Here is a 23,883-nt window from a genome sequence, read left to right on the forward strand (position 1 = left end):
AAAGCCCAGATGGCCGCGGACAATCCGATGTCCCGCTTCGGTGCGCCGGAGGAGGTCGCGGCGGCGATGTTGTTCCTGGCCTTCGGCGCCACCTGCACCATGGGTACGGAATTGGCGGCGCGACGCAGCTCTAGGACAGTGCCCGTTTCCACACTTCAACGGCGCAGCGGCACAGCTCGGTCGGCTCCACGGCGGCCGGGTCGAGCAGGCATTGCAGTGCGATGCCGCGGAGTTGCCCGACGATGGCGACGGCGATCTGCTCCGGATCGATGTCGGCGCGGATGGTGCCTTCAGCGATACCCGCGGCGATCTCCTGACGCAGGTCGTCGCGGAAGGCGGTGTCGCGTTCGCGGAAGATCGGGGCGAGTTCCGGTGCGGTCATCGATTCCGCCCACAGCACGAGGAAAGCGCGGCTCAGCACGTCGGGTTCGCTGAGCCGGGCGAGGTAGCCGTCGATCAGCCGCAGCAGCCGGTCAAGGCCGGGTGGCTGGGTGTCGAGACCGGGGACGAAACCGGTCTGCGTGGTGCGGGCGAGTTGTTCCAGCAACGCCTGTTTCCCGCCGAAGTGGTGGGTGACCAGGCCACGGCTGTATCCGGCCCGCTGGCCGACGCGCGCCAAGGTCACGGCGCGTACGCCTTCCTCGACGACCAGTTCGGCGGCGGCTTCCAGCAAAGCGGCCGAGGCCTGGTCGCGGCGTTCCTGTTGAGTGCGGCGGGGCGTGGTCACGGGAAGTAACTCTACAACATACTTGCCAGCTGACAAGCAAGTATGCGTAGAGTGGGAGTGACGAGAGGGAGGAAGTCCGATGACCGCAGTTTTCGTTCACGGCAATCCGGAAACCGCCGCGGTGTGGGAGCGCCTGCTTGCCGAGCTGGGCGATCGGCCGACCGTGTGCCTGTCGCCGCCCGGGTTCGGCGCGCCGTGGCCGGAGGGGTTCGGCGCGACGGCCGTCGAGTACCGCGACTGGCTGATCGCCGAGCTGGAAAAGTTCCCCGAACCGGTCGACCTGGTCGGCCACGACTGGGGCGGCGCGCACGTGGTCAACGCAGTCATGGCCCGTCCGGAATTGGTGCGCACCTGGGTCAGCGACGCGGCCGGCGCGTTCGACCAGGACTACGTCTGGCACGACCTCGCCCAGGGGTGGCAGCAACCCGGCGTCGGCGAGGAATCCGTCGCGGCGATGTTCGGTGCGCCGGTGGAAGCCCGGGCCGCGCGCCTGGTCGGCGGCGGAATGCACGAAGCGGTGGCCGCCAAGGTCGCCGAAGGAATGAACGACGACATGGCCCGCGCGGTGCTGCCGCTCTACCGGTCCGCGGCGCAGCCGGCGCTCGCGGAGGCCGGCCGTGATCTCGAACGCGCGGCCGAGCGTCCGGGGCTCGTCGTGCTGGCGACCGGGGACCACTTCGTCGGCACGGACGAGCAACGCCGCCGCGCGGCCGCGCGGGCCGGGGCGAAGGTCGCGGTGCTGGAGGGGCTCGGGCACTGGTGGATGACGCAGGACCCGGTCCAGGGCGCGCGCGTCCTCGCGGAGTTCTGGGACTCGTCCAAATAGGACAGATCAGGCCCGCGCGACGACATGGAACACCCGGCTGAGCCGCCGGTACGGATCTCGTCGCGCGGCCTCCAGTTCGACCTCCGCGATCTCGCCGATCCGGCTCTCGTCTACATCCAGGTCCATCCAGTCGGCGAACAGCCAAACCCCGTACCAGGCAAGAGGTTCGGCTCCCTGTCCGATGAGCAGCTGCGACAACCCGGCGACCGTGTCGGCGCGCGTGTCCACGCCGAGGACGCCTCGCTCGCCCTGCGCGTCGAACGCCGTCAGCGCGTCGCTCCACCGCCCTTCCAGCGCGGGGAGGACGGCCAAGGTCTCGGCGTTGAGCGCCATCACCGAGACGATCCCGCCCGGTGCCGAGCAGGCGCACAACGCGTCGATCATCGGCACAGGATCGTCCACATACATCAGCACGCCGTGGCACAGCACCGCGTCGAATTTCTGGCCCGCGACCGCCGCGACCGCGTCCTCGCCGCGGCTGCGCACCAGCTGGACGCGCTCGCGAACCTCAGCTGATTCCGAAGCGAGGCGCTGTTCCGCCTTCGACAGCATCGCGTCCGACGAGTCCAACAGCACGACGTCGTAACCCAGGCGTGCCAACGGAAACGACTGATGTCCGGCCCCGCCGCCGACGTCGAGTACCGTCGCCGGCGGCGGAGGCAGGTGCGTCAGGAGCTGCTGATGCAGGACGTACGTGCGGACTCGGCCCTTGACGGTCGCGTACGCGCCTTCCACGAACGGACTCGCCAGCGCGGCCCAGGCGTCGGTCTCCATGCCGTTCATAGTGCGCCCGGAATCATGGTGACGCGCGTCACATAAGGTCCATGTCCAGAACCCGCCCGCGCCTCCGACCACTCCGCGAAAGACCCCGAAACCACGAGGAGCACGACGATGAAGTTCCTGATCAGCCTGCACATCAACCAGTCCGTTCTCGACGCGCTGACCGACGAGGAGAAGGAAGCCCTCGGCAACGGCGTCACCGCGTTCATGGAGTCGACCAAGAAGTCCGGCGAGCTGATCGCCGCACAGGCGCTCGCCGACCCGTCGCAGGCCGCGGTCGTGTCGGTGCGCAACGGGCAGCCGGTGGTGACCGACGGGCCGTTTCTCGAGTCCAAGGAGTTCCTCGGCGGCTACTACCTGATCGACGTCGAGAGCAAGGAGCGGGCGATCGAGCTGGCCGCGCAGGTCCCGGACGCCGCGATCGAGGGGCTCGGCGTCGAGGTGCGCCAGGTGATGTTCTCGGAAGGACAATTGGACGCGTGACCGCTCCCTCCGTCGAGGACCTGCTGCGCGAGCTCGTGCCGCAGGTCCTTGGCATGCTGGTGCGCCGGTACGGCCAGTTCGAGGGCTGCGAGGACGCCGTGCAAGAGGCGGTCCTCGCGGCTTCTCGGCAATGGCCGGTCGAAGGCGTGCCGAACAATCCGCGCGGCTGGCTGTCGACGGTCGCGTCCCGGCGCTATGTCGACCAGTTGCGCAGCGACCAGGCGCGCCGCGAGCGCGAGCTGGCGAACGCCGCCGAGGCCGCGCCCGAGGTGCCCGACACCGACGACACGCTGCTCTTGCTGTTCCTCTGCTGCCATCCGGCGCTGACCCCGGCGTCGCAGACCGCGTTGACCCTGCGCGCGGTCGGCGGTCTGACGACGGCTGAGATCGCCCGCGCGTTTTTGGTGCCGGAGGGCACGATGGCTGCCCGGATCAGCCGTGCCAAACAGCGGATCAAGGCGGCGGGCAGCTCGTTCCCGGGTTCGGCGGAACCGGAGCGGCTGAACGTCGTGCTGCAGGTGCTCTACCTGATTTTCAACGAGGGCTACACCGCGTCGTCGGGCAGCGATCTGCACCGCGCCGACCTGGCGCACGAGGCGATTCGGCTGGCCAGGATGGTGCACGCGCGACTGCCGGACGACAGCGAGGTGACCGGTCTGCTCGCGTTGATGCTGCTGACCCATGCCCGCCGCACGGCCCGAACGACGCCGTCCGGCGACCTGGTTCCGCTGGCCGATCAGGACCGCACGACGTGGGATCGCGCGATGCTGGAGGAGGGCACTGAGCTGGCGAAAGCGTCGCTGGCCGGTCCGGCGCTCGGCCCGTATCAGCTGCAAGCGGCGATTGCCGCGACGCATGCCGACGCGGCCACCGCGGACGAGACCAACTGGCGGCAGGTGCACGCGCTTTACCTGATCCTGGAACGGATCGCGCCCAATCCGGTGGTGACGTTGAACCGGGCGATCGCGCTCGCCGAAACGGAGGGGCCGCGGGCCGGGCTCACGCTGTTGTCCACATTGGACGGTGAGGAACGGATAGCGCGGCATCACCGGCTGCTGTCGGTGCGGGCGCATTTGCTGGAGAAAGCCGGGGATCTGCCTGGCGCGTACGAGAACTACCGGCTGGCCGCGAAGGCGACGGCGAGTATCGCGGAGCGACGTTATCTGGAATCCCGAGCCGCCAAGGTACGCGAGTGAATTCTCCGTGCCCGGGCTCGCGGGCCGGTCGCGAAGTCGAGTAGGTTGCGCTGCGTGTCCCGGACGTCTGCGAGCGTGCCTGACGAGGTCATGCGCGACTCGATCGTGGACCGGCTGTTCGCCCGCGCGGACGACGAACGGCCGCTGTTCACCCACCAAGATCACCACCGCGGCGTCGAGCACACCCTGACCTGGACGGAATTCGCCGCCAAGGTCCGGATCGTGGCCGGGGAATTGCGCCGGGTCGCGGAACCGGGCGAACGCGTCGCGATCCTCGCCGGACAGGAACTCGCTTATCCACTGGCGTTTTTCGGTGCGCTCGCCGCCGGGATGGTCGCCGTTCCCCTGATGCTGCCCGGCAATCGCGCGCAGTCCGACCGGCTTTCCGGGGTCCTCGCCGATTCCGGCGCGCGGGTGTGGGCGACGTCGTCCGCCGTCGCGGCGAAGGTGCGCGAGTTCAGCGATCCCGGCGACCTCGTGGTGGTGGACGAACTGTCCGGACCGGGCGCCGACCCGGTCCGCGTAGATCCGGAAAGCCCCGCCTACCTGCAGTACACGTCGGGATCGACGCGCGAACCGGCGGGCGCGGTGATCCCGCACCGGGCGATCGTCGCGGCTTGCTGGCAGGCCAGCCAGGCCTACGCCTCGGACGAGCGGACGACCTGTGCCGGCTGGATCCCGTTCTTCCACGACATGGGCCTGATCCAGCTGCTGTGCCTGCCGGTTTACGTCGGCGGGCGGTCGGTGTTCATGTCGCCGGCGGAGTTCGTGCACCGGCCGCAGCGGTGGCTGCGCCAGCTCTCGGACTATCCGGCCGTCTTCACCGCGGCCCCGAATTTCGCCTACGACCTGGCCGCTGACGTCGGCGCGGAGGACGACCTCGACCTGTCGGACGTCCGGGTCGCGCTCAACGGAGCCGAGCCGGTCCGGCCGCGCACGGTCGAGCGGTTCCACGAGGTGTTCGGCCCGCACGGGTTCCGCGCCGAGGCGCATCGGCCGTCGTACGGGCTGGCCGAGGCCACGGTTTACGTCGCGAGCGCGGGCGAGGAAGGGCCGCGCGGCGCGATGCTCGACCGGGAAGCCCTTGCCCAGGGCCGCGCCGTCGAAACGCCGGACGGCCAGCCGGTCATGTCGGTGGGACGGCCGGTCGGGCAGCTCGTGCGGATCGTCCACGACGGACACGAGCAGCCCGAAGGCGAGGTCGGCGAGATCTGGGTGCACGGCCCGAACGTCGCGTCCGGCTACTGGGGTCGCGGCGACGCGGGCTCGTTCGGCGGCGTCCTCGACGGGCTCGACGGCTGGCTGCGCACCGGCGACCTCGGCGTGTTCCACCGCGGCGATCTCTACGTCACCGGAAGGCTCAAGGACCTGATCGTCGTCGACGGCCGCAACTTCCATCCGCAGGACCTCGAGGCGGCGGCGGGCGAGGCACACCCGGCGATCCGGCGTGACCGGGTCGCGGCGTTCGGGGTCGCCGACGAACAGGGCGAGGGCGCGATGGTGGTCGCGGAATGGGCTCGCGGAGCGGAAGCCGAGGTCAAGGACGTGACCAGGGCCGTGCTGCGAGCGGTGTCGAGGGAGCACGATCTCACGCTCCGTGCGGTACACCTGGTCCCTTCTGGCGGACTTCCGCGCACTTCCAGCGGAAAGGTCGCCCGCTCCGCCGCCAAGGCGCGTTACGGTGGCGTCCGTGGGTGATCACTGCGCCGAGGTCACGAAGGTCGTCAGCGACACCTTCCGGCTCGACCCGGCCCTCGTCGTGCCCGACGCTCCGCTGGAGGAGCTCGGCATCGACTCGAAGGGCCGGATCCGGCTTCTCGCGGCGCTGGAGATCTACTACGACGTGTCGATCGATCTGGACGAGCTCGATCGGTTCACCGACGTGGAATCCGTGGCGGTTGTGCTCGCGGAGGCACTGACAGCTTGCCGAGCTGAGGAGAAGCACTGAAATGAGCGGTGGGGGCGGGTACACCGCGACAACCGAAGCGTTGTCGAAGGCGTCGAAGAAGATCGGCGACCTGGCGGAGAAGCTGCTTGACGACAATCCGAACCTCGAAACCTCCGAGCTGACCAAGGAGAAGTTCGGCCGGGTGCACCAGGCGCACGCCGACAAGTACCTCGAAGGAACCAAACAGCTGTGGGGCGCGCTCTCCGGCTACAGCAAGGCGCTCGAATCGTTCGGCACGAACATCAGCACCGCCGGGTCTGCCTACGGCACGAACGAGGACAACCAGTCCGGCGCCATCACCAAGACCGGCAACGGCGTCGACGGGATCCTCTGATGGCGGACGAAAACAAGCCGAAGACGTGGCCGGATGTCAAGAAGCTCCTCGACAACTCGGCGGTGCCGCCGGAGCTGAAGGACGGCCTGCTCCGGGCGTGGGTCCACGAACACCCGAATCCCGAGGGCGACGAGGGCAAGGACGTCGCGAAGTACATCAAGTCGTACGGCCGCACGTTCATCACCATCCCGAACGACCCGTTCGCGGCTCCGGGCGGCGCCCCGCCGCTCGAGCAGGTCTACGAAGAGGCCCGGCAGAAGGGCCAGCAGGCCAGCTACAACCAGGACGAGAAGAAAAAGGAAGTCGACAAGGGCAAGGGCGAGCTCGACAAGAAGCAGCCGCCCGCCCCCGGCGAGGGCAAGGACGCCGCGGCCACCGGCACGAAGACTTCCGATGAACTCTTCGACCCCGCGGCGGCCGCGCTGCGGGTGTTCGAGACCTTCGGCGGGCTGCTCGAGAAGCTTCCCGACGACTGCAAGGGCAACACCCGCAAGCTCGACCTCGACAAGGACATCCGCGGTCCGTTCGACGAGCAGCGCGGGATCAGCTTCGAGGGTTTCATCAACGACGCCATGCATTTCAAGCACGGCTCGGAAACCGTGAAGTCGACGCTGACCGACACCGGAACCGAACTGGGCACCCTCTTCGGGACCTGGACCGGCGCGGGAGCCGACGCGGCGTCGGACCGGTACAACGAGAGCATCCAGAAGAAGGCCGCGAAGCTGGGCGAGGACCTCAGCCACGCCAGCGAAGCGACGCTGCACACCACGAAGACGCTGTTCGACCTGTGCAAGGGGAAGGCCGACCAGGTCATCGCCCTGTACCGCGACCAGGTCGGCAAGGCCGACTACACGATGGCGCAGAAGGTCATCGCGGTCGCCAACGGCGAGCACGGCAGTGTCGACGACCTGGCGCAGATCGCCGGCTGGATGGACTACAACTTCGGCACCAACCTGGTCGACACCCTCAACGACCAGGGCTGCTGCAACGACGACGAGATCCAGAGCCACGGCAAGGACCTCGCCAAGCAGTGGATCATGAACCAGTTCAACCCCGACATGTGGGACACCATCTACAAGGGGTTCGAGAAGGCCTGCAAGGACGCCAAGGACCTCGTCGACAAGGCGTACGACGCCCTTGACAAGGAAATGGGCAAGATCAAGAACAAGTTCGAGGGCGCCAAGGACGGCGGGGCCGGCGGGGCTGGTGGCGCCGGCGGTCCTGGTGGGCCGGGCGGCGGGCCTGGCGGCGGCGGGCCTGGCGGCGGCGGTCAGGGGCCTGGCGGCAACGGCGGCTACGGCGGTGGCCAGGGCGGTTCCGGCAACTACGGCGGGGGCCAGGGTGGTCCCGGCGGCGGTTATGGCGGCGGATCCGGTGGCGGATCCGGTTCGGACACGCCGCAGGGCGACCACCCCGGCGGTTCCGGCGGTGGCTTCGGCGGCGGCACTGGGGGCGGCACCGGCGGCGGTTCCGGTTCGGGCGGCGGGTCCGGCAGTGGTTCCGGCGGGGGCGGCGGGAAGGTTCCCGACCTCGACGTTCCGTCGGATTCGCCTGGTGGCGGCCCCCTCGGCGGCGGCTCGGGCGATGGTCCCGGCGGCGGGACTGGCGGCGGCGGTCCGGTGGACGGCCCGCCGATCAAGACCGATCCCGGCGGTTCCGGTTCCGGAGGGTCGGGTTCGGGTGGCCCGTCGGGCGGCGGTTCCGGCGGCGGTTCCGGAGGCGGGGACCACGGCCAGTCCGAGCAAGAGGCGAAGCAGCGGGCCGAGGAAGAGGCCAAGCAGAAGGCGCAGGCGGAGGCCAAGCAAAAGGCCGAGGCCGCGATGGACGCGCTGAAGAAGGACTCGCAGGGCAGCCACGGCGGCGGCTCCCTCGGCGGACCCGGCGGCGGCGAACCCGGTTCGACCGGCGACGGCAAAGGCCCAGACGGGAAGGGTCCGGACGGGAAGGGCCCTGACGACAAGGTTCCCGGCGACGACAAGAGCCCCGGCGACAAGGGCGGCGGCGGTTCCGGCGGCGGCGGTCCGGTGGACGGCCCGCCGATCAAGACCGACCCCGCCGACGGCGGTCCCGGCGGCGAAGACGGCAAGCCCGGCGAGGACAAAAACCACGACGGCAAGCCGGACGACGACGGCAAGCCGGGTGAGGACAAGAATCACGACGGCAAGCCCGACGACGACGGCAAGGGGCACGACGGCAAGCCGGGTGAAGACAAGAACCACGACGGCAAGCCCGACGAGGACGGCCGCGATGTCCTGAAGGTCAAGCAGGGCGACAAGACCTTCGAAATGTCCGAGCCGGACCACGACGGCAAGATGGACATCAAGATCGGCGAGGGCTCCGGGAACGTCAAGGACTTCAAGATCGACTGGTCCGACGACAAGTCCGCGCACGACGGCGGAGCCGGCCAGCACGGCGACCAGGTCCACCACCCCGGTCCGGACGGAAAGATCCACCTCCGCGACGGCGACACGAAGATCACCGCGGAGCGTCCGGACGGGCCGAACGGGCCGACTGTCGTCACGGTCGACGACGGCAAGGGCAACCCGACGACGTACACGCTCGGCGAGGAAGACAAGCCGCAGCACACGCGTCCGATCGACCATGGTCCGGAGATGCCCGGCGACAGCACCGGCAGGCATCACGCGGGCGACGGTCCCGGCGGTGACCACAAGGGGCCCGACGGCAACGGGCATGGCGGCGCCTCGCCCAGCAGCCACCCCGGGCATCCGATCGAGGGCGGCCCGGGTCCGGAGATCTCGCACACCGGCGACCCGCTGGGCGGATACCCAGCAGGGGATCCGGCCGGAGGCGGCCCCGGGACCTCGGGTTCGGACGCCCCAGGGCACCACGCGGGCGGTCCGGCCCAGCCGTTGCACCACGGCGTACCGAGCGGGGCTCCTGGACATCCGATTGAGGGCGGTCCAGGTCCGGAGATGTCGCACAGCGGAGGTCCGGGCGTGCCCGCCGGCGCTCCGAGTGCTCCGCTGCACGGCGCGCCCATGGTCGGCGTCGACAACACGCCCGTAGCCGGCACCCACACCGGCGGCGGGTTCTCGCAGCCCGCGGGTGACCACTCCGGTCAACCGGGTCAGTCCGGCGGCTCCGGGATGCCCGGCATGGGCGCGATGGGCGGCGGCCACGGCGGCGGTGGCGGAGGCGGCGAGACCGAGCGGCGCGCGGCGTACCGCGTGGAGGGCGCGGTCTTCGACAACCTCGCGGAGCCTGCCAGCCGGATCACTGGTTCACTCGACGATGACGACGACGCGCCGATCATCCGGACCAGGTAGGAGGCACGCATGAGCGAAACCGCCGCGATGAAGGCCGAACTGGACGCGCTGGTCCGGGAGCAGGCCGACCGCAGGGCACTGCGCGAGCAGAAGGCCGAGGAGATCAAGGCGCAGTCCCAGGAGTACATGACCAAGCAGGTGCAGGCGGCCGAACGGTACGTCCAGCACCGGCGGGAGATGGGGAAGCGCAAGACCAAGTCCGGGTGGAGCACGGACCGGCCGAGCACCGAACCGCCCTCGGCGTTCGATTCCGACGAGTTCGGCAACGAGCCCGGTTCGGCGTCCCCGTTCGCGGTGACTCCGAATCAGCCCGCGCTGCGGAGCGAGGCGCCGCGTCGTCCGGCGCGCCGCCCGCGTCCGGTGGAAGACGACGAGGACGACGACGCCTTCCTCAACAACCGTTGGCGCGATTGAGATTCTGACCCGGGAGGGGGCTCATTCAGCCCCCTCCCATCGGTCAGATTCGGACCAGCATTTTCCCGAGGTTCTCCCCGCGCAGCATCCCGATGAACGCGTCCACGATGCTGGAAAACCCTTCTGCCACAGTCTCGTTCACGAGCACCCGCCCACCGCGGACGTGCGGGATCAGGAACTCCTCGAACTCTTCGCGCGCGTCGAGGTGATTGCGCACCAGAAACCCTTCGATCCGAAGGCTTTTCCCGACCACGTCGAACAGATTGCGCGGCGCGCTCGGCGGTGTGCGCAGGCTGTTGTACTGCGCGACTGAACCGCACCAGGCGACCCGGCCGCGCTCGCGAAGGACATCGATCGCGGCGGCCAGGTGATCGCCGCCGACATTGTCGAAGTACACGTCGATTCCGTCCGGAGCCGCTTTCGCGAGCAGATCGGTGACCGGACCGTCGTGGTAGTTGAAGGCGGCGTCGAAACCGAGGTCGCGAGTCAGGTGCTCGACCTTCGCCGCTGACCCGGCGCTGCCCACGATCCGTCCCGCGCCGAGCAGTCGCGCGATCTGCCCGGCCGCGCTGCCCACCGCACCGGCCGCCGCGGAGATGAACACGTCGTCACCGGGCCGGACCTGCGCGATCCGAGTGAGCCCGACGTACGCGGTGAGCCCGGTCCCGCCAAGAACGCCGAGGTAGGCGCTCAGCGGAACGCCATCCGCGGGCGTGATCGTCCGGACATCGGCGGTGGTGACGACCGCGTGGGTTGCCCAGCCGTGCCGATGGAACACCGTCGTGCCGACCGGCAGCTTCGGCTCCTTCGACTCGACCACCTCGCCGATCGTGCGGCCCTCCAGTCCCGCGCCGAGTTCCCAGCCACCCCATTCCATGAACTCGCGCATGTACGGATCGACGGACAGGTAGCGGTTCTCGACCAGCACCTGTCCGTCGGCGAGGTCCGGCAGCGGCTGGGTGACGAACTCGAAGTCGGCGGCGCTCGGCGCACCCTCGGGGCGGCGGACCTGGCGGACGGCGGTCAGGGACACGTGATCTCCTTAGTTGGCTCTGACCAGCAACTTAAGTGCGCCGAAGCCGCTCGGGCAGACCTCCGGATCGATGGACCGCGCCAATCCATGAATCCTGCTCATGGTTACGGCTAGGCTGGCCGCATGGATGCTGTCGACCTCACGCCGGGCGAGTTGCGCCTGCTGCTCGCGGTGGAGCGCACCGGCAGCTTCACCGCCGCTGCCGCCGAGCTGAGCCTGACTCAGTCCGCGGTCTCGCACGCAGTCCGGACCTGCGAACGCAAGGTCGGCGCCGTCCTCTTCGACCGCGGCCGAACCGGCGCCCGTCCCACCGCGGCCGGTGCCCGCGCACTCGTGCACGCCCGGCTGATCCTGCGCCAACTCGACGTTCTCCGCGCCGAAGCTCGGGGTGCGGCCGCCGGATCCCTCGCCGGTCCGCTGCGAATCGCCGCTTTCCGCAGTGCCGCAGCACATCTCTTGCCCGCGGCGCTGGAACGCTTGACCGCCAAGCATTCCGGCCTGCACCCGCAGGTGCTGATCGTCCCCGAACTGGGCCGCGGCACCGCGGGCGAGGTCGCCGACGGACGCGCGGACGTCGCCGTCGCGACCCTCGGCGAGGACGAAACCCCGCCCGCCGGATTGGTCGCCGGTGAACTGTTCCGGGAGCCGTATTTCCTGGTCAACCCGGGCAATCAGCCCGATCCGCGCGGCCTGCCGCTGCTCGACTGGCCGGAAAACTGCTCCTCCTACACCCGATCCTGGTGGGCCCGGCAGGACTGGTTGCCGTCAGCGAAAATGGAGGTCGCCGACGACGGCGTGGTCCTTTCCATGGTGGCGCAAGGGATCGGCATGGCGATCCTGCCGAAACTCACCCTCGCCGCCACTCCGCCGGGCGTCGCCGTTATCCCGATCTCCGACCCGCCCACTCGGCGAATCGGGTACGTAGCCACCTACGCCGGTGCGCAATCCCTTGCGGTGCGCGAATTGGTACGGGAGTTGCGCGCGGTGGCCGAGGCGGAGTTCCTCGGGGCGGCTTGATCCCTGACAAAGACCATCGTCCCCGGGAATTTGACACCTTTCGCGCGCCCGAACGGAGGTTGTGCCTCCTCGCGCGGCGGCCAGACTGGAGGCACCCGGGACGCGTTCCCGCGGCGATGACCCGCAGTCGGTCATCGGTCGAGCCTATGCCGGTAAACCGCCTGTTCGGTGCGTGGTTGCTGCTCGTCGTTCGTTCGGCCTCCCCGGCCAGGCGGGAGAGAAGGAGGACGGATGAGATTCGACGGGAAGGTACCCGCTGTCCTGGCGGCTGTCGTCGGGGTGGTGATGTCGGTGGCCGGATCGGCGGCGCTGGCCGCAAAGGTGGGCGCACCAGCGTGTTCCCCGGACACGACGGTCACCACCGACGACGGCCCGGTGTGCGGGGTCGCGAACGCGGAGATCAAGTCGTGGCAAGGGATTCGCTATGGTGCGCCGCCGGTCGGCGAGTTGCGCTGGGCGCCGCCGCAGCGGCCCGCGCACTGGACTGAGCCGTTCGCCGCGACCGCGGAGGGCAGCGAGTGTCCGCAGCCGCCCGGCACTGGTCCTGGGTCGGACAACGAGGATTGCCTCAATCTGACCGTGCGCACGCCGGCCAACGCGGGTCCCGGTCCGTTTCCGGTGATGGTGCAGATCCACGGCGGCGGATTCCTGTTGTGGAAGCCGACGGACGCGAGCCGTCTCGTGACCGCGGGGCACGTCGTCAGCGTGGAGTTCAACTACCGGCTCGGAATTTTCGGCTTCCTCGCGCATGAATCCTTCGGTGCGCACGCCGGGAACTACGGTCTTCAGGACCAGCAAGCCGCGCTCCGTTGGGTGCAACGCAACATCGCGAAGTTCGGCGGCGACCCGCACAACGTCACGATTTACGGCGATTCCGCGGGCGGTTCGAGCGTTTGCGCCCACACCGCGTCGCCGGGCTCGGCGGGGCTGTTCCAGCGCGGGATCAGCCAAAGCGGAGAGTACAACTCGCTGCTCGGCGCCGACATCATCTGGCAAACACAGGACTGCAAATCACAATTGCCCACCGAGAAACAAGCGCGGCACAAGGGCGAGCGATTCGCCAAGGCGCTGGGTTGTTCCACCGCTGCTTGTCTGCGTGCACTGTCCGCGTCGGCTGTGCTCAAACAGGCCGACCACGGGCGAAACCCGGACAACGGCACGGTCGCACCGATCGTCGACGGGGTCACGCTGCCGATGTCGCCCGCCGAAGCTTTCGACACCGGACACGTCAATCACGTAGCGCTGATGCACGGCGTCGATCGCGACGAAACTCAACTGCCGTTCGCTGAGACCGCCGCCGATTACGACAAATTCATGAAGCAGCAGTACGGAAAGCACGCCGACGAGGTCCGCAAGACCTATCCGCTGAAACGGTACCCCGCGCCGGCCCCGTTCCTCGCCTACCGGACCGCCGTCGCCGACTCCAACTCGGTCTGCCCCGCACTGATCAACGACGAACGGCTCTCGCGGCGCCTCCCGGTCTTCGCCTACCAGGTCGACGACACGGATATCCCGCCGCAATTCTTCGTCGACCCCGTCAAACCCAACGGCGCCTACCACGTCGCCGAATGGCTGCTGATGTTCCCGAACGGCGTCCAGCTGACCCCCAACCAGCAGGCGCTCGCCGACCAGCTGCTGACCCAGTGGTCAGGTTTCGCACGCACCGGAAACCCCACGGTGGACGGTGCACCGCAGTGGGATCCGTACACAAAGGACAATCCAGTGGTGATGGCGCTCAACGCAGCGGGCGACAGCCAGCTCACGACGGAGATCCCGCGCCAGCACCACTGCGCGGAACTCTGGGATCCGTTGACTCCCTTCAGCCACTGACAATTCCTGCCCGGTCGGGCTGTTTCGGCGTCAGCTTCATCGCCTGGCGAAACAGCTGTCAGGTAAAACGCGCTGGCCGGGCAAGTGGTGGGCGGACGGCTGTGACCTTCTCGCCTTTGCACCCGAAGCCGCGACCCGCTGCCTCGGCGTCCTGACCGCGCTCGCCGTGACGACCATGGCCGAGCTGGCTCTCTGGGTCCTGCCGCCGCTGCTCGTCATCCGTCGCCCGGCTCGGCGTGGAAGTGCATCGCGAAGAACACCGGCCGCAACAAGGTCGTCAGCAGCGCCGGCCTCGTCTGACCGGTATTGCCCCGCCCGCAGAAATGACATACGGTTCCGCCACTGACACGCGATTCCGCAGAGGTGGATCGATGACCAAACGCGCACTGGTGCTCGGGTGCGGCGGCACGCTCGGCTTCGCCTGGACCGCCGTTGCCCTCGCTGCGGTCGAGGCCCAGCTGGGATGGGACGCGCGCGAAGCCGACGTCCTGGTCGGCACCTCGGCGGGCGCGGAGATGGCGGCGTTCCTCGGCTCCGGCATCGGGGTCGGCGAGATCATGGCCGCGCTGCACGGCGAGCCCGCCGACGACCGCGTCGTGCACCATCTCGCTCGGCATCCGGGCATGCTGCCGCCGTTGCCGACCCCGGTTTGGCCTGGTCTCGGACTCACCGCCGCGGCATTGCGCGGCCGGGTGGACCTGCTGGCCGGGCTGGCCGGAGCGTTGCCGAGAGGACGTGGCGACGCTGGATGGCTGCGCGACCTCGGCGCCGCATTGGCCAATGCCGAAGGCTGGGTCGAGCACCCGCGGACCTGGCTGGTCGGAGCCGATCTCCGCACGGGGGAACGGGTCGCGTTCGGGGATTCGCGGCGGATCCAGCTCGGCACCGCGATTGCCGCGTCCTGGGCCATTCCGGGCTGGTTCCCGCCGGTCGCTGTCAACGGCCGCCCGTACGTCGACGGCGGCACCGTCTCGCCGACGTCCGCCGATCTCGTCATCCCGGCCGGGGTCGAGGAGGTCGTGCTGATCCCGCCGATGTCCACGTCCGGCGGCGCGCCCGGCCGCGGCTTCGCGCGAGTCGAACGACTCGCCCGGCGCGCGATGACCCGGCGTGTTGACGCAGAGGTCAAGCAGCTCCGCGCCGCCGGAATCCGCGTGCTCCGGATCGAACCCGGCCAGGCCGAACTCGACGTCATGGGCCCGAATTTCATGGACCTGCGCCGCCGCGCCGACGTGCTCAGCGCCTGCCGCACCCTGACCCCGCCGCGCGTGCGCGCCGCCATCGACCAAGGAGCGATCCGATGACCTACCCGAAAATTGCCCTCGACGGCGCGTCGGTCGCGATCACCGGCGGAGGCGCCGGGATCGGCCGCGCGGTCGCCAAGTTGTTCGCGAGCAAGGGCGCGCACGTCGCGATCGGCGACCTCGACCAGACGGCCGCCGAGGAGACCGCCGAGCTGGTCGGCGGCACCGCGCACCGTCTCGACGTCGCCGACCGCGACTCGTTCGCGTCCTTCGTCGCCGCGGCCGAGAAGGCCCACGGACCGTTGCACCTGCTGGTGAACAACGCCGGCCTCATGCCGAACGGCGGATTCCTCGAACTCGCCGACGCCACCGACCGGCTGCAGATCGACGTCAACCTCGGCGGCGTTCTCAACGGGATGAAACTGGTGCTGCCCGGCATGGTCGAACGCGGTTTCGGCCACGTCGTCAACGTCGCTTCGCTGGCGGGCAAATTCCCGGTCAAGGGACTGGCCGTCTACAACGCGACCAAATTCGCCGTGGTGGGGCTGACGGCCGCGACCCGCTTGGAGTTCGCGGACGCGGGCGTCAGCCTCACCGCTGTGCTGCCCTCGGCGGTCGACACCGCACTCGCCTCCGGCCTCGACATGCGGCCGATCCCGAAGGTGCAGCCGGAAGACGTCGCCAGCGCGGTCGTCGATTCGGTGCGCAACCGCCGCGGCGAAATCGCCGTTCCTGGCTATGTCGGCCTGCTCGCGGCGGCCGCGGGGGTTACCCCGGAGCCGGTCCTCAACCGCATCCGGCGGCTGGTCCGAGACGATCGCGCGTTGCACTCGGACCAGCCGGAACGATCTGCGTACCGGGCGAATCTCGAGGCACAGCAAGGAACTCGGCGATAGTCAGGCGACCAGGCGCAGCCACGCTTCGGCGAACATGCCGTCCGCGGCGAGCAGATGTGCGTAGTATTTGCGGGCATGTTCGCGCACTGCCTGGATTTTCGGGTCCAGGTCGACTCGCTCGTTTCGCTGGGAATCGGTGATCGAATCGCCGGTGAACAGTATGCCCGCTCTTAGTTTGCACCGAACCACTGAGTTTTGGCCTGAGCGAACGATTCCTGGGAAAATTCGCGGTCTCCCGCCCATGCGACGATGCCGTCCGGACGAACGAGTGCGGCGCCCAGTCCGAAGTCTTCCTGCGCCGCACCGGCCGCGTAATGCAACTGGCCCGCTGCCTCGCGCAGACGCTGGTCAGCGGTGAAGTCGAGGACGACGCCACCGCCGTCCTGCATCAGGTCCCCGAGGCGAATCCCGTTTGCCAGCTGGAAATCCGGGGCGTAACGACCGATCAGCGGATGCTCGTCGCCGAGGTCGTAGCGGAGCGACGCGCCAGACATCTTCCCGTACACATAGGTCGTGCCGTCGCGAGTGGTGAGCAGGTCGCGGAGCACACCCTGCACTGCCTGACCGTGCGCGTCCGGCCGCATCGCCGCCGCCTGCGCACGCGTCCAATCCAGCACCCAGGCACCGACGGGATGGCGTTCGCGGGTGTAGCTGTCCAGAAGCGCTTCCGGTGCCTCCGCGCGGATCACCGCCGCGAGCTTCCACCCGAGGTTCAAGGCGTCGCTGATACCGGTGTTGAGTCCCTGGCCGCCCAGCGGGGAGTGGATGTGCGCGGCGTCGCCGGCGAGCAGCACGCGGCCGCGCCGATACGTCGTGGTCTGCATCGCGCGATCGGTGAACGTCGAAACGAGACGGACGCCGGTCAGCGTGACGTCGGTGCCGGACACCCGGCGCAACACGGCCTGCAGGTGCTCGAGACTCGGCTTCTGTGTGCGGTCGAACGCGCCGCGGTCGAAGTCCAGCACGCCGAGGTGTCCCGGCGTGGGCATCTGGACGTACATCCCGTTCGGAGTCAGGCTGAATCCCGGGCTCAGCTTCTCGGGATCGGCGAGGTCGACGAGCATGGTGTAGCCGGTGAACTGCGGTTCGGTACCGACGAATTCGAAACCCGCCAGCCCGCGCACGACACTGCGCCCGCCGTCGCAGCCGACCCCCCAGCGCGCCGCGTACTCCTGCTCGCCCGCTCGCACCACCACGCCGTCTTCGTGCTGCTCAACGCCGGAAACCTCGACCCCGCGCCGGATTTCGACGCCGAGCTTGGCCGCTCGTTCGGACAGCACCGCTTCAATCGCGTCGAGGTTGGTCATCATGCCGCCGGGCAGCGAGTTGGGCAGCCAGTACGGCAGTGCGTCGACGTCGATCATCGCCGGATCGAGCATCATTCCGGCGAAGTGGCCCGCTGCGCTCGGCCGCTCTTCGCTGGGCCGGGCGTGGATGTCCGATGTCGCCATCAGCGGAGACAACATCCCGCGCCGGTGGAACGCCTCGATCGACGTGGCCGACAGTCCCCGCATGCCGAGCGGCGCCGTCCGCCACTGGGAACCCGGTTCGGGCTCCCGTTCGAGCACCAGGACCGAACTGCCGCCGAGTCCGAGCTCGCAGGCCAGGAACAGACCGACCGGCCCGGCACCCACGACTACTGCGTCATACATGGCAAACCCCCTGTGTTCTCGTTCGCTGAAGCCACCTTGGCTACCGCCGCTCACACCGCCCGCACACGGCGCTCACGCGGGGGCACGTGGCGCTGCCACCGGTGTTCGCGCGAAGATCGTCGAATGGACGGGAGCGCGCGGCTTCGAGTCACGCTGCTCGGGGCGTTTCAGGTGACGCGGGGTGCCGAGGCCCTCGCGGTGCCCGGTGCCCGGTTGCGGGGACTGGTCGCGCGGCTGGCGCTGGCCGGGGGACGTCCGGTCGGGCAGAGCGTCCTGGTCGACGCGATCTGGGCCTCCGACCTGCCCTCCGACCCCGCGCACGCCCTGCAAGCCCTGGTCTCCCGGCTGCGCCGATCGCTCGGCTCGCCCAGCGAAGTCACGCAGGTCGGAGGCGGTTATCGGCTGACCATCGACCCCGCCGACGTGGACGCAATGCGCTTCGAACAACTCGCGACCGCTGGCGGCGCGGCTTCTCTGGATGAAGCCGTGCGGTTGTGGGGAGACCGTCCAGGCGTCGAGCCCGCCGCGGTCGCCGCGATCGATCCCGCCGCCGCGACTAGGTTGGCTCGCCTGTCGATCGAAGCCGTCACCGACCTTGCCGAAGCGGAGCTTTCCCAGGGCCGCCCCGACTCCGCCATCGCCCGCCTGACCGCCCTGCTCGCCGACCAGCCTGTCCACGAACGCGCTGCCGCAGTGCTCATGGACGCCCTCGCCGCGCAAGGCCGTCAGGCGGAAGCCCTGGCCCAGTACGAACAAATCCGGAAAGCCCTTGCCGACGATCTCGGTACCGATCCGGGCACCGCGCTGCGCGAACGCCACTTGAACCTGCTGCGCGCCGAACCAGTCAAGGCGACCAAACCGGCCGCCTTGCCCGCGCCGCTGACCAGCTTCGTCGGCCGCGTCGACGACCTGTCCCGGATCGACACCTTGCTCGACGCCGGCCGGTTGGTCACCGTGCTCGGCCCCGGCGGCGCCGGAAAGACGCGGATCGCCCTGGAGGCCGCCCGCCGCCGGGAATACCGCGACGGCTGCTGGCTGATCGATCTCTCGTCGGTCGCCGAACCGGCCAAGGTCGCCGCCGCGATGCTGGCCGCGATCGGACTCCGCGCCGCGGCGCTGTTCGAGGCATCGGCCAAACCCGTCGGCGACCTGGACGCGCTGGCGGATCAGTTGGGCAGCAAGGAAACCCTGCTGGTGGTGGACAACTGCGAGCACCTGATCGACGCCGTCGCCCACCTCCTTTCCGCGCTGCTGCCTCGCTGCGCCGGTCTGCGGGTCCTGGCCACCAGCCGCGAGCCGCTCGCGATCGACGGCGAGGCGCTGGTCCCGCTCGGCCCGCTTCCGCTGCCCGAACCGGACGCGACCGTCGAGCAGGCCCGCGACACCGCGTCCGTGCGGCTGTTCCGCGAGCGAGCAGCCGCCGTGCGCCCCGATTTCACGGTGGATGAGCGCAATCTCGACGACGTGCTGCGCATCGTCCGCGGCCTGGACGGCATGCCGCTGGCACTGGAACTGGCCGCGGCCCGCCTGCGGACGCTTTCCTTGGCAGACCTGGCGGCCGGCTTGTCCGACCGATTCCGCCTCCTCACCACCGGCAGCCGCACGGCTTTCCCCAGACACCGCACGCTGCGCGCCGTGATCGCCTGGAGCTGGGACCTGCTCAGCGAGGACGCGCGGACGGTCGCGGAACGGATCTCGGTCCTGCCCGGCGGCGTCACCCCCGCCTCGGCCGCCGCGGTCTGCGCTCTTCCCGTCGAGCAAGCCCGGGAACTGCTCGCCGACCTCGTCGACCGCTCGCTGCTCCAACTCGTCCCCGGCCGGTACCGGATGTTGGAGACCATCCGCGAATACGGGCTGGAATGCCTTGCCGAACAAGGGATTCTGCCCGCCGTACGGAGCCTGAGCGCCGAATACTTCGCCGAACTGACCGCCGTCAACGCCCCGCTTCTGCGCGGTCCCAGGCAACTCGACGCGCTCCACCTGGTGACCGCCGAATACGACAACGTGCTGGCTGCCCTGCGCCACCTCTGCGACACGTCGGACGCCGGGCTCGCTCTCGCGCTCGACCTGACCTGGTACTGGCACATGCTGGGCCGGCACGCCGAATCCTCGTACTGGCTCGGCCAAGCCGCCCGCTCCGCCCAGCCGGGCGTGAACCACGACATCGCCGCGGCCGCGCTGCTGCTGGACGCCGACGTCCCGGCGGACGAGGCTGTCTCCCGCCTGCTGAACTACCCGGAGCTGCCCGCCTTCGGAGTGCTGACCGCCGTCGAACTGGCCGCCCGCACCGGAACCGACGCGTCCCCGCTCATCCAGCGGACAGCCGACGGCCCGGACCGCTGGCTGGCCGGATTGGCCCGGATCGCCCGTGCCGAACTAGCCGAAAACGACGGCCATTTAGCCGAGGTCGGTGAAGATGTGGCCGTCGCATTGGACTGTTTCACCGAGGCGGGCGACAGCTGGGGCCTCGCGATGGCCCTGCCGATGCGCGCCCTGCTGCGGCAATACGACGGCGACCTGGCCGGCGCGCTGGCCGATCTGACCGAGGCCAAACGGCTGGCCAGGGAGTTCGGCTCGCTCAACCACAGCGACGAGACCTTCATCGACCTGCGCCTGATCGACCTGCACGTCCGGCTGGGCGAAACCGGCCAGGCCGCGGCGATGATCGAGGTGACCCGGGACCGCACGCTGCGCTCGACCGTGCCCGAGACCGTGGTGCTGCTGGATGCGCGAGAGGCCAGCTTCCGCCTGCGAACCGGTGATCTGACCCGGGCCCGCGAGCTGATCGAGGAGGCCGAGGCCGGGCTGTCCGCCGACCTCCCGTTCGGCGGCGATCACGGACAGGCGCTGGTCAGCGGGGTACGAGCCGAACTCTGCCTGGAACTCGGCGACGGCCCCGGCGCCGAGACCGCGCTGAACCAGGCGTACGCGGCCGCGGTCGACAGCAAGGACCTGCCGATCGTGGCCACCGTCGCGGTGACGGTCGCTGGCCTGGCCGAGCTGTACAACCGGTTCCAGGACGGTGCCGTGATCCTCGGCGCGGCAGCCCGGCTGCGCGGCGCCCACGACCAGACTGACCTGCAAGTACGCACCCTGAGCAGCCGCGGCCGGCTAGCCATGGGCGAGGCCCGTTTCGCGGCGGCGTACGAAAGCGGCTGGCGACTGTCCGCTCCGGAAGCGATAGCCCGGACCGATCCGGCCCGCCTGCGCCGGAACGGTTCGTTTTCCGGATAGCCGAGCTGTTCGGTTACGCGGCTAGACCATCGCCAGCGAGCCCTGCACGGTGGAGACAACCCCAATTCCTTCCGGACCGGAGGCCGGGAGGTTCAGCGGTGCCTGCGGGAAACGTTCCCTTCGCGGCGTTGGCCACACCTACGACAGGGAGAACCCCGCTGATGTCTGAAACGACCGAACGGTCGCTGCGCCCCGGCGACCTGGCGATCCGATGCGGAGCTGTGGGCTCCCTCGTACTGGTGCGGCTGAGTGGCGCGCTGGACCTGGCCACCGCCGACGACCTCGCCGCCGTACTCGACAAGCAGCTCCGGACCGGCCGTGACATCGTCCTGGACTGCACCGGCCTCGACTTCATGGCCGTCGTCGGGATGTCGCTGATGCTCGATACCCACCGCGCCGCGGCCGCCCGTGAACTGAAGCTGATCGTGGTCACCGGCGGCAACCGAGCCGTGCTGCGCCCACTGCGCGTCACCAGGGTCGACGCCACGCTCCGCCTCGCCACCACCATCGACGACGCCTGCGGTTTGATCCCCGGCCCACGCGGGTAACCGATGCGTGCCCTGTGCGGGGTCGCATTTGCCAGCGTGGGACGGAGGACAAACCGGCGGATGTCCGTGGTTTTCGACAGCGACGACTTGGAGCGCACCGAAGAATTCCTCTCCAAGTCCTACGCCCCGATGCGCATCGGCAGCGGGGGCCGCGACGCGGGAGCCCACATCACCCGGGTCGCCTCGGACAGCGTCAGCGCCGACCAGCTGGACCTGCACTTCGAGATGAGCTACGACGTCAGCCCGCTGGGCCGGATCTGCCTCTGCGACATCGAAACCGGAACCATCGAAGACCACCAGGCAGCCGGATGGCCCCACCCGGCCGACTTCGGCCCCGGAGACCTGTTCTCCTTCGCTCCGCCGGACCGCCCGTACTCCGGCCGGATCTGCCGGGCGCGCTACAGCATCACCATGCTCGACCCTGACGTGCTGGCCCGCGTCGCCGGTGTCGAAAAGCCCGTGGAACTGCTGGACCACAAACCAGTGTCCGCGGCCGTCGCTCAGCACCTTCGGGGAGCCATCACTTACGTGCGGGATCAGGTCCTGGCCGCACCGGACATCGCCGAGCATCCGCTGTTGGTCAGCACCGCTACTCAGCACCTCGCCGCTGCTGCGCTCGCGGCTTTTCCCACGACTGCGCTGGACGAACGTGCCGGCAGTTCTCTCGACGCGCATCCGCAAGCGTTGCGTCGCGCGGTGGCGTTCATCGAGGCCAATCCTGAGCGCGATCTCACGGCCGCTGAACTGGCGCAGGCAGCCGGCGTCTCGGCGCGGGCGGTGCAGTTGGCGTTTCGACGGCACCTTGAGACGACGCCGATGGCCTATCTGCGGCGGGTGCGTCTTGACCATGCTCGGGCTGAGCTGAGGGCTGCTGTGCCGGGGGAGACGACCGTTACGCAAGTTGCGGCGCGGTGGGGGTATACGCGGCCTAGTGCGTTTACTGCGCATTATCGGGCTGCGTATGGGGAACTTCCTTCGCAGGCTCTTCACGATTGAACGGAATTCTTCGCGAATTGCCTCGCTGGCGAACGTGCCGCCTTGTTATTCGGTGTCTCATGCCCGGCTGTGTTGCGGGAAACGCCTGTGCCGGCGGGAATCTGAGGCTACGCTCGGCGTTCGGGGAGACGCATGGGGCAGCCGCGGGGTGGGGATGGCCAGTCGGACGTGGAATGCGTTCACAGTGCCTGGGTTCCGGGTGGTGTGGGTCGCGGGTGTTTTGTCGACGGCGGGGGATCAGCTCGCTCGGGTCGCGCTGACGATTTTGGTGTTCCAGCGAACGGGATCCCCGGCGTGGAGCGCCGCGACGTACGCGTTGTCGATGTTGCCCGCGTTGCTGTCCGGCGCACTGCTGTCATGGCTGGCTGACCGGTTCCCGCGGCGGCGGGTGATGGTGGTTTGCGATCTTGTCCGGGCGGGGCTGGTCGCGCTGATGGCAGTACCGGTCGTGCCGTTGCCGTTGCTGGCGGTCTTGCTCGTGCTGGTGCAGTTGGCGGAGGCCCCGTTCTCGGCGGCGCAGGGCGCGGTGTTGCCGGAGTTGCTCGGCGGCTGGTACGAGGCGGGTCAGACGGTGCAGCAGGTGACGAACCAGCTGTGCCTGGTCGCCGGTTTCGCCGCCGGCGCGCTGGTGGTCACCGGGGTGGGTCCGCATACCGCGCTGGCGATCGACGCGGTCACCTTCGCCGTGTCCGCGGCTCTCCTCCGCGCGGCCCTGGGTCCGCACGTGCCGCCGTCGTCACTGCCCGGCGACGCCCTCGCTTCACGGTGGCGTCGTTCCTGGCACCAGGTCGCCGGAGGGGCCGTCGCCGTGTTCGGGGATCGTCGGCTCGCGACTCTGCTGTGGCTGGGTTGGCTGGCGCTGTTCACCGTCGTCCCGGAAGGGCTCGCGGTGCCGTTCGCCCAGGAAATCGGGGTCAGCGGTGGGTGGATCGGGGTGCTGCTCGCGGCCGAACCCGCCGGTGCCGTCGTCGGGGCGGTGCTGCTGAGGCTGGTGTCCCGGCGGACGCGGCTGCGGGCGTTGGGGCTGCTCGCGATCGGCACGTCAGTGCCTCTGCTGGGCTATTGGTGCGGCCCCAGCCTCGTTCCCGCGCTCGTGCTGTTGTTCGGCTCGGGGCTGTGCTCGGCCTATCAGGTCACTGCCGGAGCCACGTTCGTGCAGCTCGTCCCGCCCGACGTCCGGGGCCGCGCGCTGGGGTTCGCCCGTACTGGTCTGGTCGCGGGCCAAGGCCTCGGCATCGTCCTCGGCGGTCTGCTCGCCCAGCTCACCGGCCCGGCCACGGCGATCGCGGCGGCGGGGACCGCGGGAGCGCTGGTCGCGCTCGCCGCGGCTGCCGTCTGGTCCCGCCGGGAGCCCCAGGCGATCAGCGCCGTTCTTCCCGCGGAGTCCTGAACATTCGTCGTCACCAACCCTTGTCGCGCATAGTTGACGCCTCCTTTC

The 23,883-nt window shown here is 69.5% G+C and carries 21 protein-coding genes; 16 read left to right on the top strand and 5 right to left on the bottom strand.

The window, feature by feature from the left end:
- Positions 1-130: 130 nt before the first annotated feature.
- A complete protein-coding gene (locus L3Q65_RS37930; protein ID WP_237597816.1) occupies positions 131-727 on the bottom strand; it encodes a TetR/AcrR family transcriptional regulator in 597 nt (198 codons plus the stop codon).
- A gap of 79 nt (positions 728-806) precedes the next feature.
- Here L3Q65_RS37930 and L3Q65_RS37935 point away from each other — a divergent pair, with 79 nt between their 5' ends.
- A complete protein-coding gene (locus tag L3Q65_RS37935; protein ID WP_182893809.1) occupies positions 807-1,553 on the top strand; it encodes an alpha/beta fold hydrolase in 747 nt (248 codons plus the stop codon).
- 6 nt (positions 1,554-1,559) lie between these two features.
- On the opposite strand, the gene L3Q65_RS37940 is transcribed toward L3Q65_RS37935, so the two are convergent.
- A complete protein-coding gene (locus L3Q65_RS37940) occupies positions 1,560-2,327 on the bottom strand; it encodes a methyltransferase (protein ID WP_237597817.1) in 768 nt (255 codons plus the stop codon).
- Between the two features lie 117 nt (positions 2,328-2,444).
- Between L3Q65_RS37940 and L3Q65_RS37945 the strand changes: the two genes are divergently transcribed.
- The 7 genes from L3Q65_RS37945 to L3Q65_RS37975 all read left to right on the top strand — a co-directional run bounded on the left by L3Q65_RS37945 (position 2,445) and on the right by L3Q65_RS37975 (position 9,995).
- Positions 2,445-2,816, top strand: coding sequence for a YciI family protein (locus L3Q65_RS37945; protein ID WP_182893811.1), 372 nt, complete (start codon positions 2,445-2,447; stop codon positions 2,814-2,816).
- Entirely contained in the window at positions 2,813-4,012 is a 1,200-nt protein-coding gene (locus L3Q65_RS37950; RefSeq protein ID WP_255751208.1) for an RNA polymerase sigma factor, read from the top strand. The genes L3Q65_RS37945 and L3Q65_RS37950 overlap by 4 nt, the downstream gene beginning before the upstream one ends.
- 90 nt (positions 4,013-4,102) lie before the next feature.
- Positions 4,103-5,710: a fatty acyl-AMP ligase gene (locus tag L3Q65_RS37955; RefSeq protein ID WP_237600987.1), complete on the top strand. Its 1,608-nt coding sequence runs from the start codon at positions 4,103-4,105 to the stop codon at positions 5,708-5,710.
- Positions 5,703-5,960, top strand: a complete 258-nt coding sequence (locus tag L3Q65_RS37960) for an acyl carrier protein (RefSeq protein ID WP_182893813.1) — start codon at positions 5,703-5,705, stop codon at positions 5,958-5,960. Before L3Q65_RS37955 ends, L3Q65_RS37960 begins: the two co-directional genes overlap by 8 nt.
- Before the next feature lies 1 nt (position 5,961).
- A complete protein-coding gene (locus tag L3Q65_RS37965) occupies positions 5,962-6,294 on the top strand; it encodes a hypothetical protein (protein ID WP_237597818.1) in 333 nt (110 codons plus the stop codon).
- The gene (locus L3Q65_RS37970; RefSeq protein WP_237597819.1) at positions 6,294-9,581 is read left to right on the top strand and encodes a WXG100 family type VII secretion target; all 3,288 of its coding nucleotides are present in this window, start codon (positions 6,294-6,296) and stop codon (positions 9,579-9,581) included. Before L3Q65_RS37965 ends, L3Q65_RS37970 begins: the two co-directional genes overlap by 1 nt.
- Before the next feature lie 9 nt (positions 9,582-9,590).
- A complete protein-coding gene (locus L3Q65_RS37975) occupies positions 9,591-9,995 on the top strand; it encodes a hypothetical protein (protein ID WP_182893815.1) in 405 nt (134 codons plus the stop codon).
- 43 nt (positions 9,996-10,038) lie between these two features.
- Here the strand turns inward: L3Q65_RS37975 and L3Q65_RS37980 are convergent, their stop codons facing one another.
- Entirely contained in the window at positions 10,039-11,028 is a 990-nt protein-coding gene (locus L3Q65_RS37980; RefSeq protein WP_237597820.1) for an NADP-dependent oxidoreductase, read from the bottom strand.
- A gap of 123 nt (positions 11,029-11,151) precedes the next feature.
- Here L3Q65_RS37980 and L3Q65_RS37985 point away from each other — a divergent pair, with 123 nt between their 5' ends.
- The 4 genes from L3Q65_RS37985 to L3Q65_RS38000 all read left to right on the top strand — a co-directional run bounded on the left by L3Q65_RS37985 (position 11,152) and on the right by L3Q65_RS38000 (position 16,015).
- A complete protein-coding gene (locus tag L3Q65_RS37985) occupies positions 11,152-12,045 on the top strand; it encodes a LysR family transcriptional regulator (protein ID WP_237597821.1) in 894 nt (297 codons plus the stop codon).
- A gap of 231 nt (positions 12,046-12,276) precedes the next feature.
- A complete protein-coding gene (locus tag L3Q65_RS37990; RefSeq protein ID WP_237597822.1) occupies positions 12,277-13,875 on the top strand; it encodes a carboxylesterase/lipase family protein in 1,599 nt (532 codons plus the stop codon).
- Positions 13,876-14,246: 371 nt separating this feature from the next.
- Positions 14,247-15,179, top strand: coding sequence for a patatin-like phospholipase family protein (locus tag L3Q65_RS37995; protein ID WP_237597823.1), 933 nt, complete (start codon positions 14,247-14,249; stop codon positions 15,177-15,179).
- Complete coding sequence (locus tag L3Q65_RS38000; protein ID WP_237597824.1) at positions 15,176-16,015, top strand: SDR family oxidoreductase; 840 nt, start codon at positions 15,176-15,178, stop codon at positions 16,013-16,015. The genes L3Q65_RS37995 and L3Q65_RS38000 overlap by 4 nt, the downstream gene beginning before the upstream one ends.
- Here the strand turns inward: L3Q65_RS38000 and L3Q65_RS38005 are convergent, their stop codons facing one another.
- Complete coding sequence (locus tag L3Q65_RS38005; RefSeq protein WP_220507875.1) at positions 16,016-16,204, bottom strand: hypothetical protein; 189 nt, start codon at positions 16,202-16,204, stop codon at positions 16,016-16,018.
- On the bottom strand, positions 16,186-17,667 hold the full coding sequence (locus L3Q65_RS38010; RefSeq protein WP_182893821.1) for an FAD-dependent oxidoreductase: 1,482 nt from the start codon (positions 17,665-17,667) through the stop codon (positions 16,186-16,188). The genes L3Q65_RS38005 and L3Q65_RS38010 overlap by 19 nt, the downstream gene beginning before the upstream one ends.
- Before the next feature lie 123 nt (positions 17,668-17,790).
- Between L3Q65_RS38010 and L3Q65_RS38015 the strand changes: the two genes are divergently transcribed.
- The 4 genes from L3Q65_RS38015 (at position 17,791) to L3Q65_RS38030 (ending at position 23,835) form a co-directional block, all read left to right on the top strand.
- The gene (locus L3Q65_RS38015) at positions 17,791-20,901 is read left to right on the top strand and encodes a BTAD domain-containing putative transcriptional regulator (protein ID WP_237597825.1); all 3,111 of its coding nucleotides are present in this window, start codon (positions 17,791-17,793) and stop codon (positions 20,899-20,901) included.
- A gap of 161 nt (positions 20,902-21,062) precedes the next feature.
- Positions 21,063-21,449, top strand: a complete 387-nt coding sequence (locus L3Q65_RS38020) for an STAS domain-containing protein (RefSeq protein WP_182893823.1) — start codon at positions 21,063-21,065, stop codon at positions 21,447-21,449.
- Between the two features lie 60 nt (positions 21,450-21,509).
- Positions 21,510-22,445, top strand: coding sequence for a helix-turn-helix transcriptional regulator (locus tag L3Q65_RS38025; protein ID WP_237597826.1), 936 nt, complete (start codon positions 21,510-21,512; stop codon positions 22,443-22,445).
- Between the two features lie 184 nt (positions 22,446-22,629).
- Complete coding sequence (locus tag L3Q65_RS38030) at positions 22,630-23,835, top strand: MFS transporter (protein WP_237597827.1); 1,206 nt, start codon at positions 22,630-22,632, stop codon at positions 23,833-23,835.
- Positions 23,836-23,883: the final 48 nt, after the last annotated feature.

Origin of the sequence: Amycolatopsis sp. FU40 (assembly GCF_021903635.1) — a bacterium.
Lineage (GTDB): Bacteria > Actinomycetota > Actinomycetes > Mycobacteriales > Pseudonocardiaceae > Amycolatopsis > Amycolatopsis dendrobii.

What these genes read in the sequence shown, in the direction of transcription:
- L3Q65_RS37935 (WP_182893809.1), top strand. Translation starts at nt 807, where the DNA reads ATGACCGCAGTTTTCGTTCACGGCAATCCGGAAACCGCCGCGGTGTGG.
- L3Q65_RS37940 (WP_237597817.1), bottom strand. Translation starts at nt 2,327, where the DNA reads ATGGAGACCGACGCCTGGGCCGCGCTGGCGAGTCCGTTCGTGGAAGGC.
- L3Q65_RS37945 (WP_182893811.1), top strand. Translation starts at nt 2,445, where the DNA reads ATGAAGTTCCTGATCAGCCTGCACATCAACCAGTCCGTTCTCGACGCG.
- L3Q65_RS37955 (WP_237600987.1), top strand. Translation starts at nt 4,103, where the DNA reads ATGCGCGACTCGATCGTGGACCGGCTGTTCGCCCGCGCGGACGACGAA.
- L3Q65_RS37965 (WP_237597818.1), top strand. Translation starts at nt 5,962, where the DNA reads ATGAGCGGTGGGGGCGGGTACACCGCGACAACCGAAGCGTTGTCGAAG.
- L3Q65_RS37970 (WP_237597819.1), top strand. Translation starts at nt 6,294, where the DNA reads ATGGCGGACGAAAACAAGCCGAAGACGTGGCCGGATGTCAAGAAGCTC.
- L3Q65_RS37975 (WP_182893815.1), top strand. Translation starts at nt 9,591, where the DNA reads ATGAGCGAAACCGCCGCGATGAAGGCCGAACTGGACGCGCTGGTCCGG.
- L3Q65_RS37985 (WP_237597821.1), top strand. Translation starts at nt 11,152, where the DNA reads ATGGATGCTGTCGACCTCACGCCGGGCGAGTTGCGCCTGCTGCTCGCG.
- L3Q65_RS37990 (WP_237597822.1), top strand. Translation starts at nt 12,277, where the DNA reads ATGAGATTCGACGGGAAGGTACCCGCTGTCCTGGCGGCTGTCGTCGGG.
- L3Q65_RS37995 (WP_237597823.1), top strand. Translation starts at nt 14,247, where the DNA reads ATGACCAAACGCGCACTGGTGCTCGGGTGCGGCGGCACGCTCGGCTTC.
- L3Q65_RS38000 (WP_237597824.1), top strand. Translation starts at nt 15,176, where the DNA reads ATGACCTACCCGAAAATTGCCCTCGACGGCGCGTCGGTCGCGATCACC.
- L3Q65_RS38010 (WP_182893821.1), bottom strand. Translation starts at nt 17,667, where the DNA reads ATGTATGACGCAGTAGTCGTGGGTGCCGGGCCGGTCGGTCTGTTCCTG.
- L3Q65_RS38015 (WP_237597825.1), top strand. Translation starts at nt 17,791, where the DNA reads ATGGACGGGAGCGCGCGGCTTCGAGTCACGCTGCTCGGGGCGTTTCAG.
- L3Q65_RS38020 (WP_182893823.1), top strand. Translation starts at nt 21,063, where the DNA reads ATGTCTGAAACGACCGAACGGTCGCTGCGCCCCGGCGACCTGGCGATC.
- L3Q65_RS38025 (WP_237597826.1), top strand. Translation starts at nt 21,510, where the DNA reads ATGTCCGTGGTTTTCGACAGCGACGACTTGGAGCGCACCGAAGAATTC.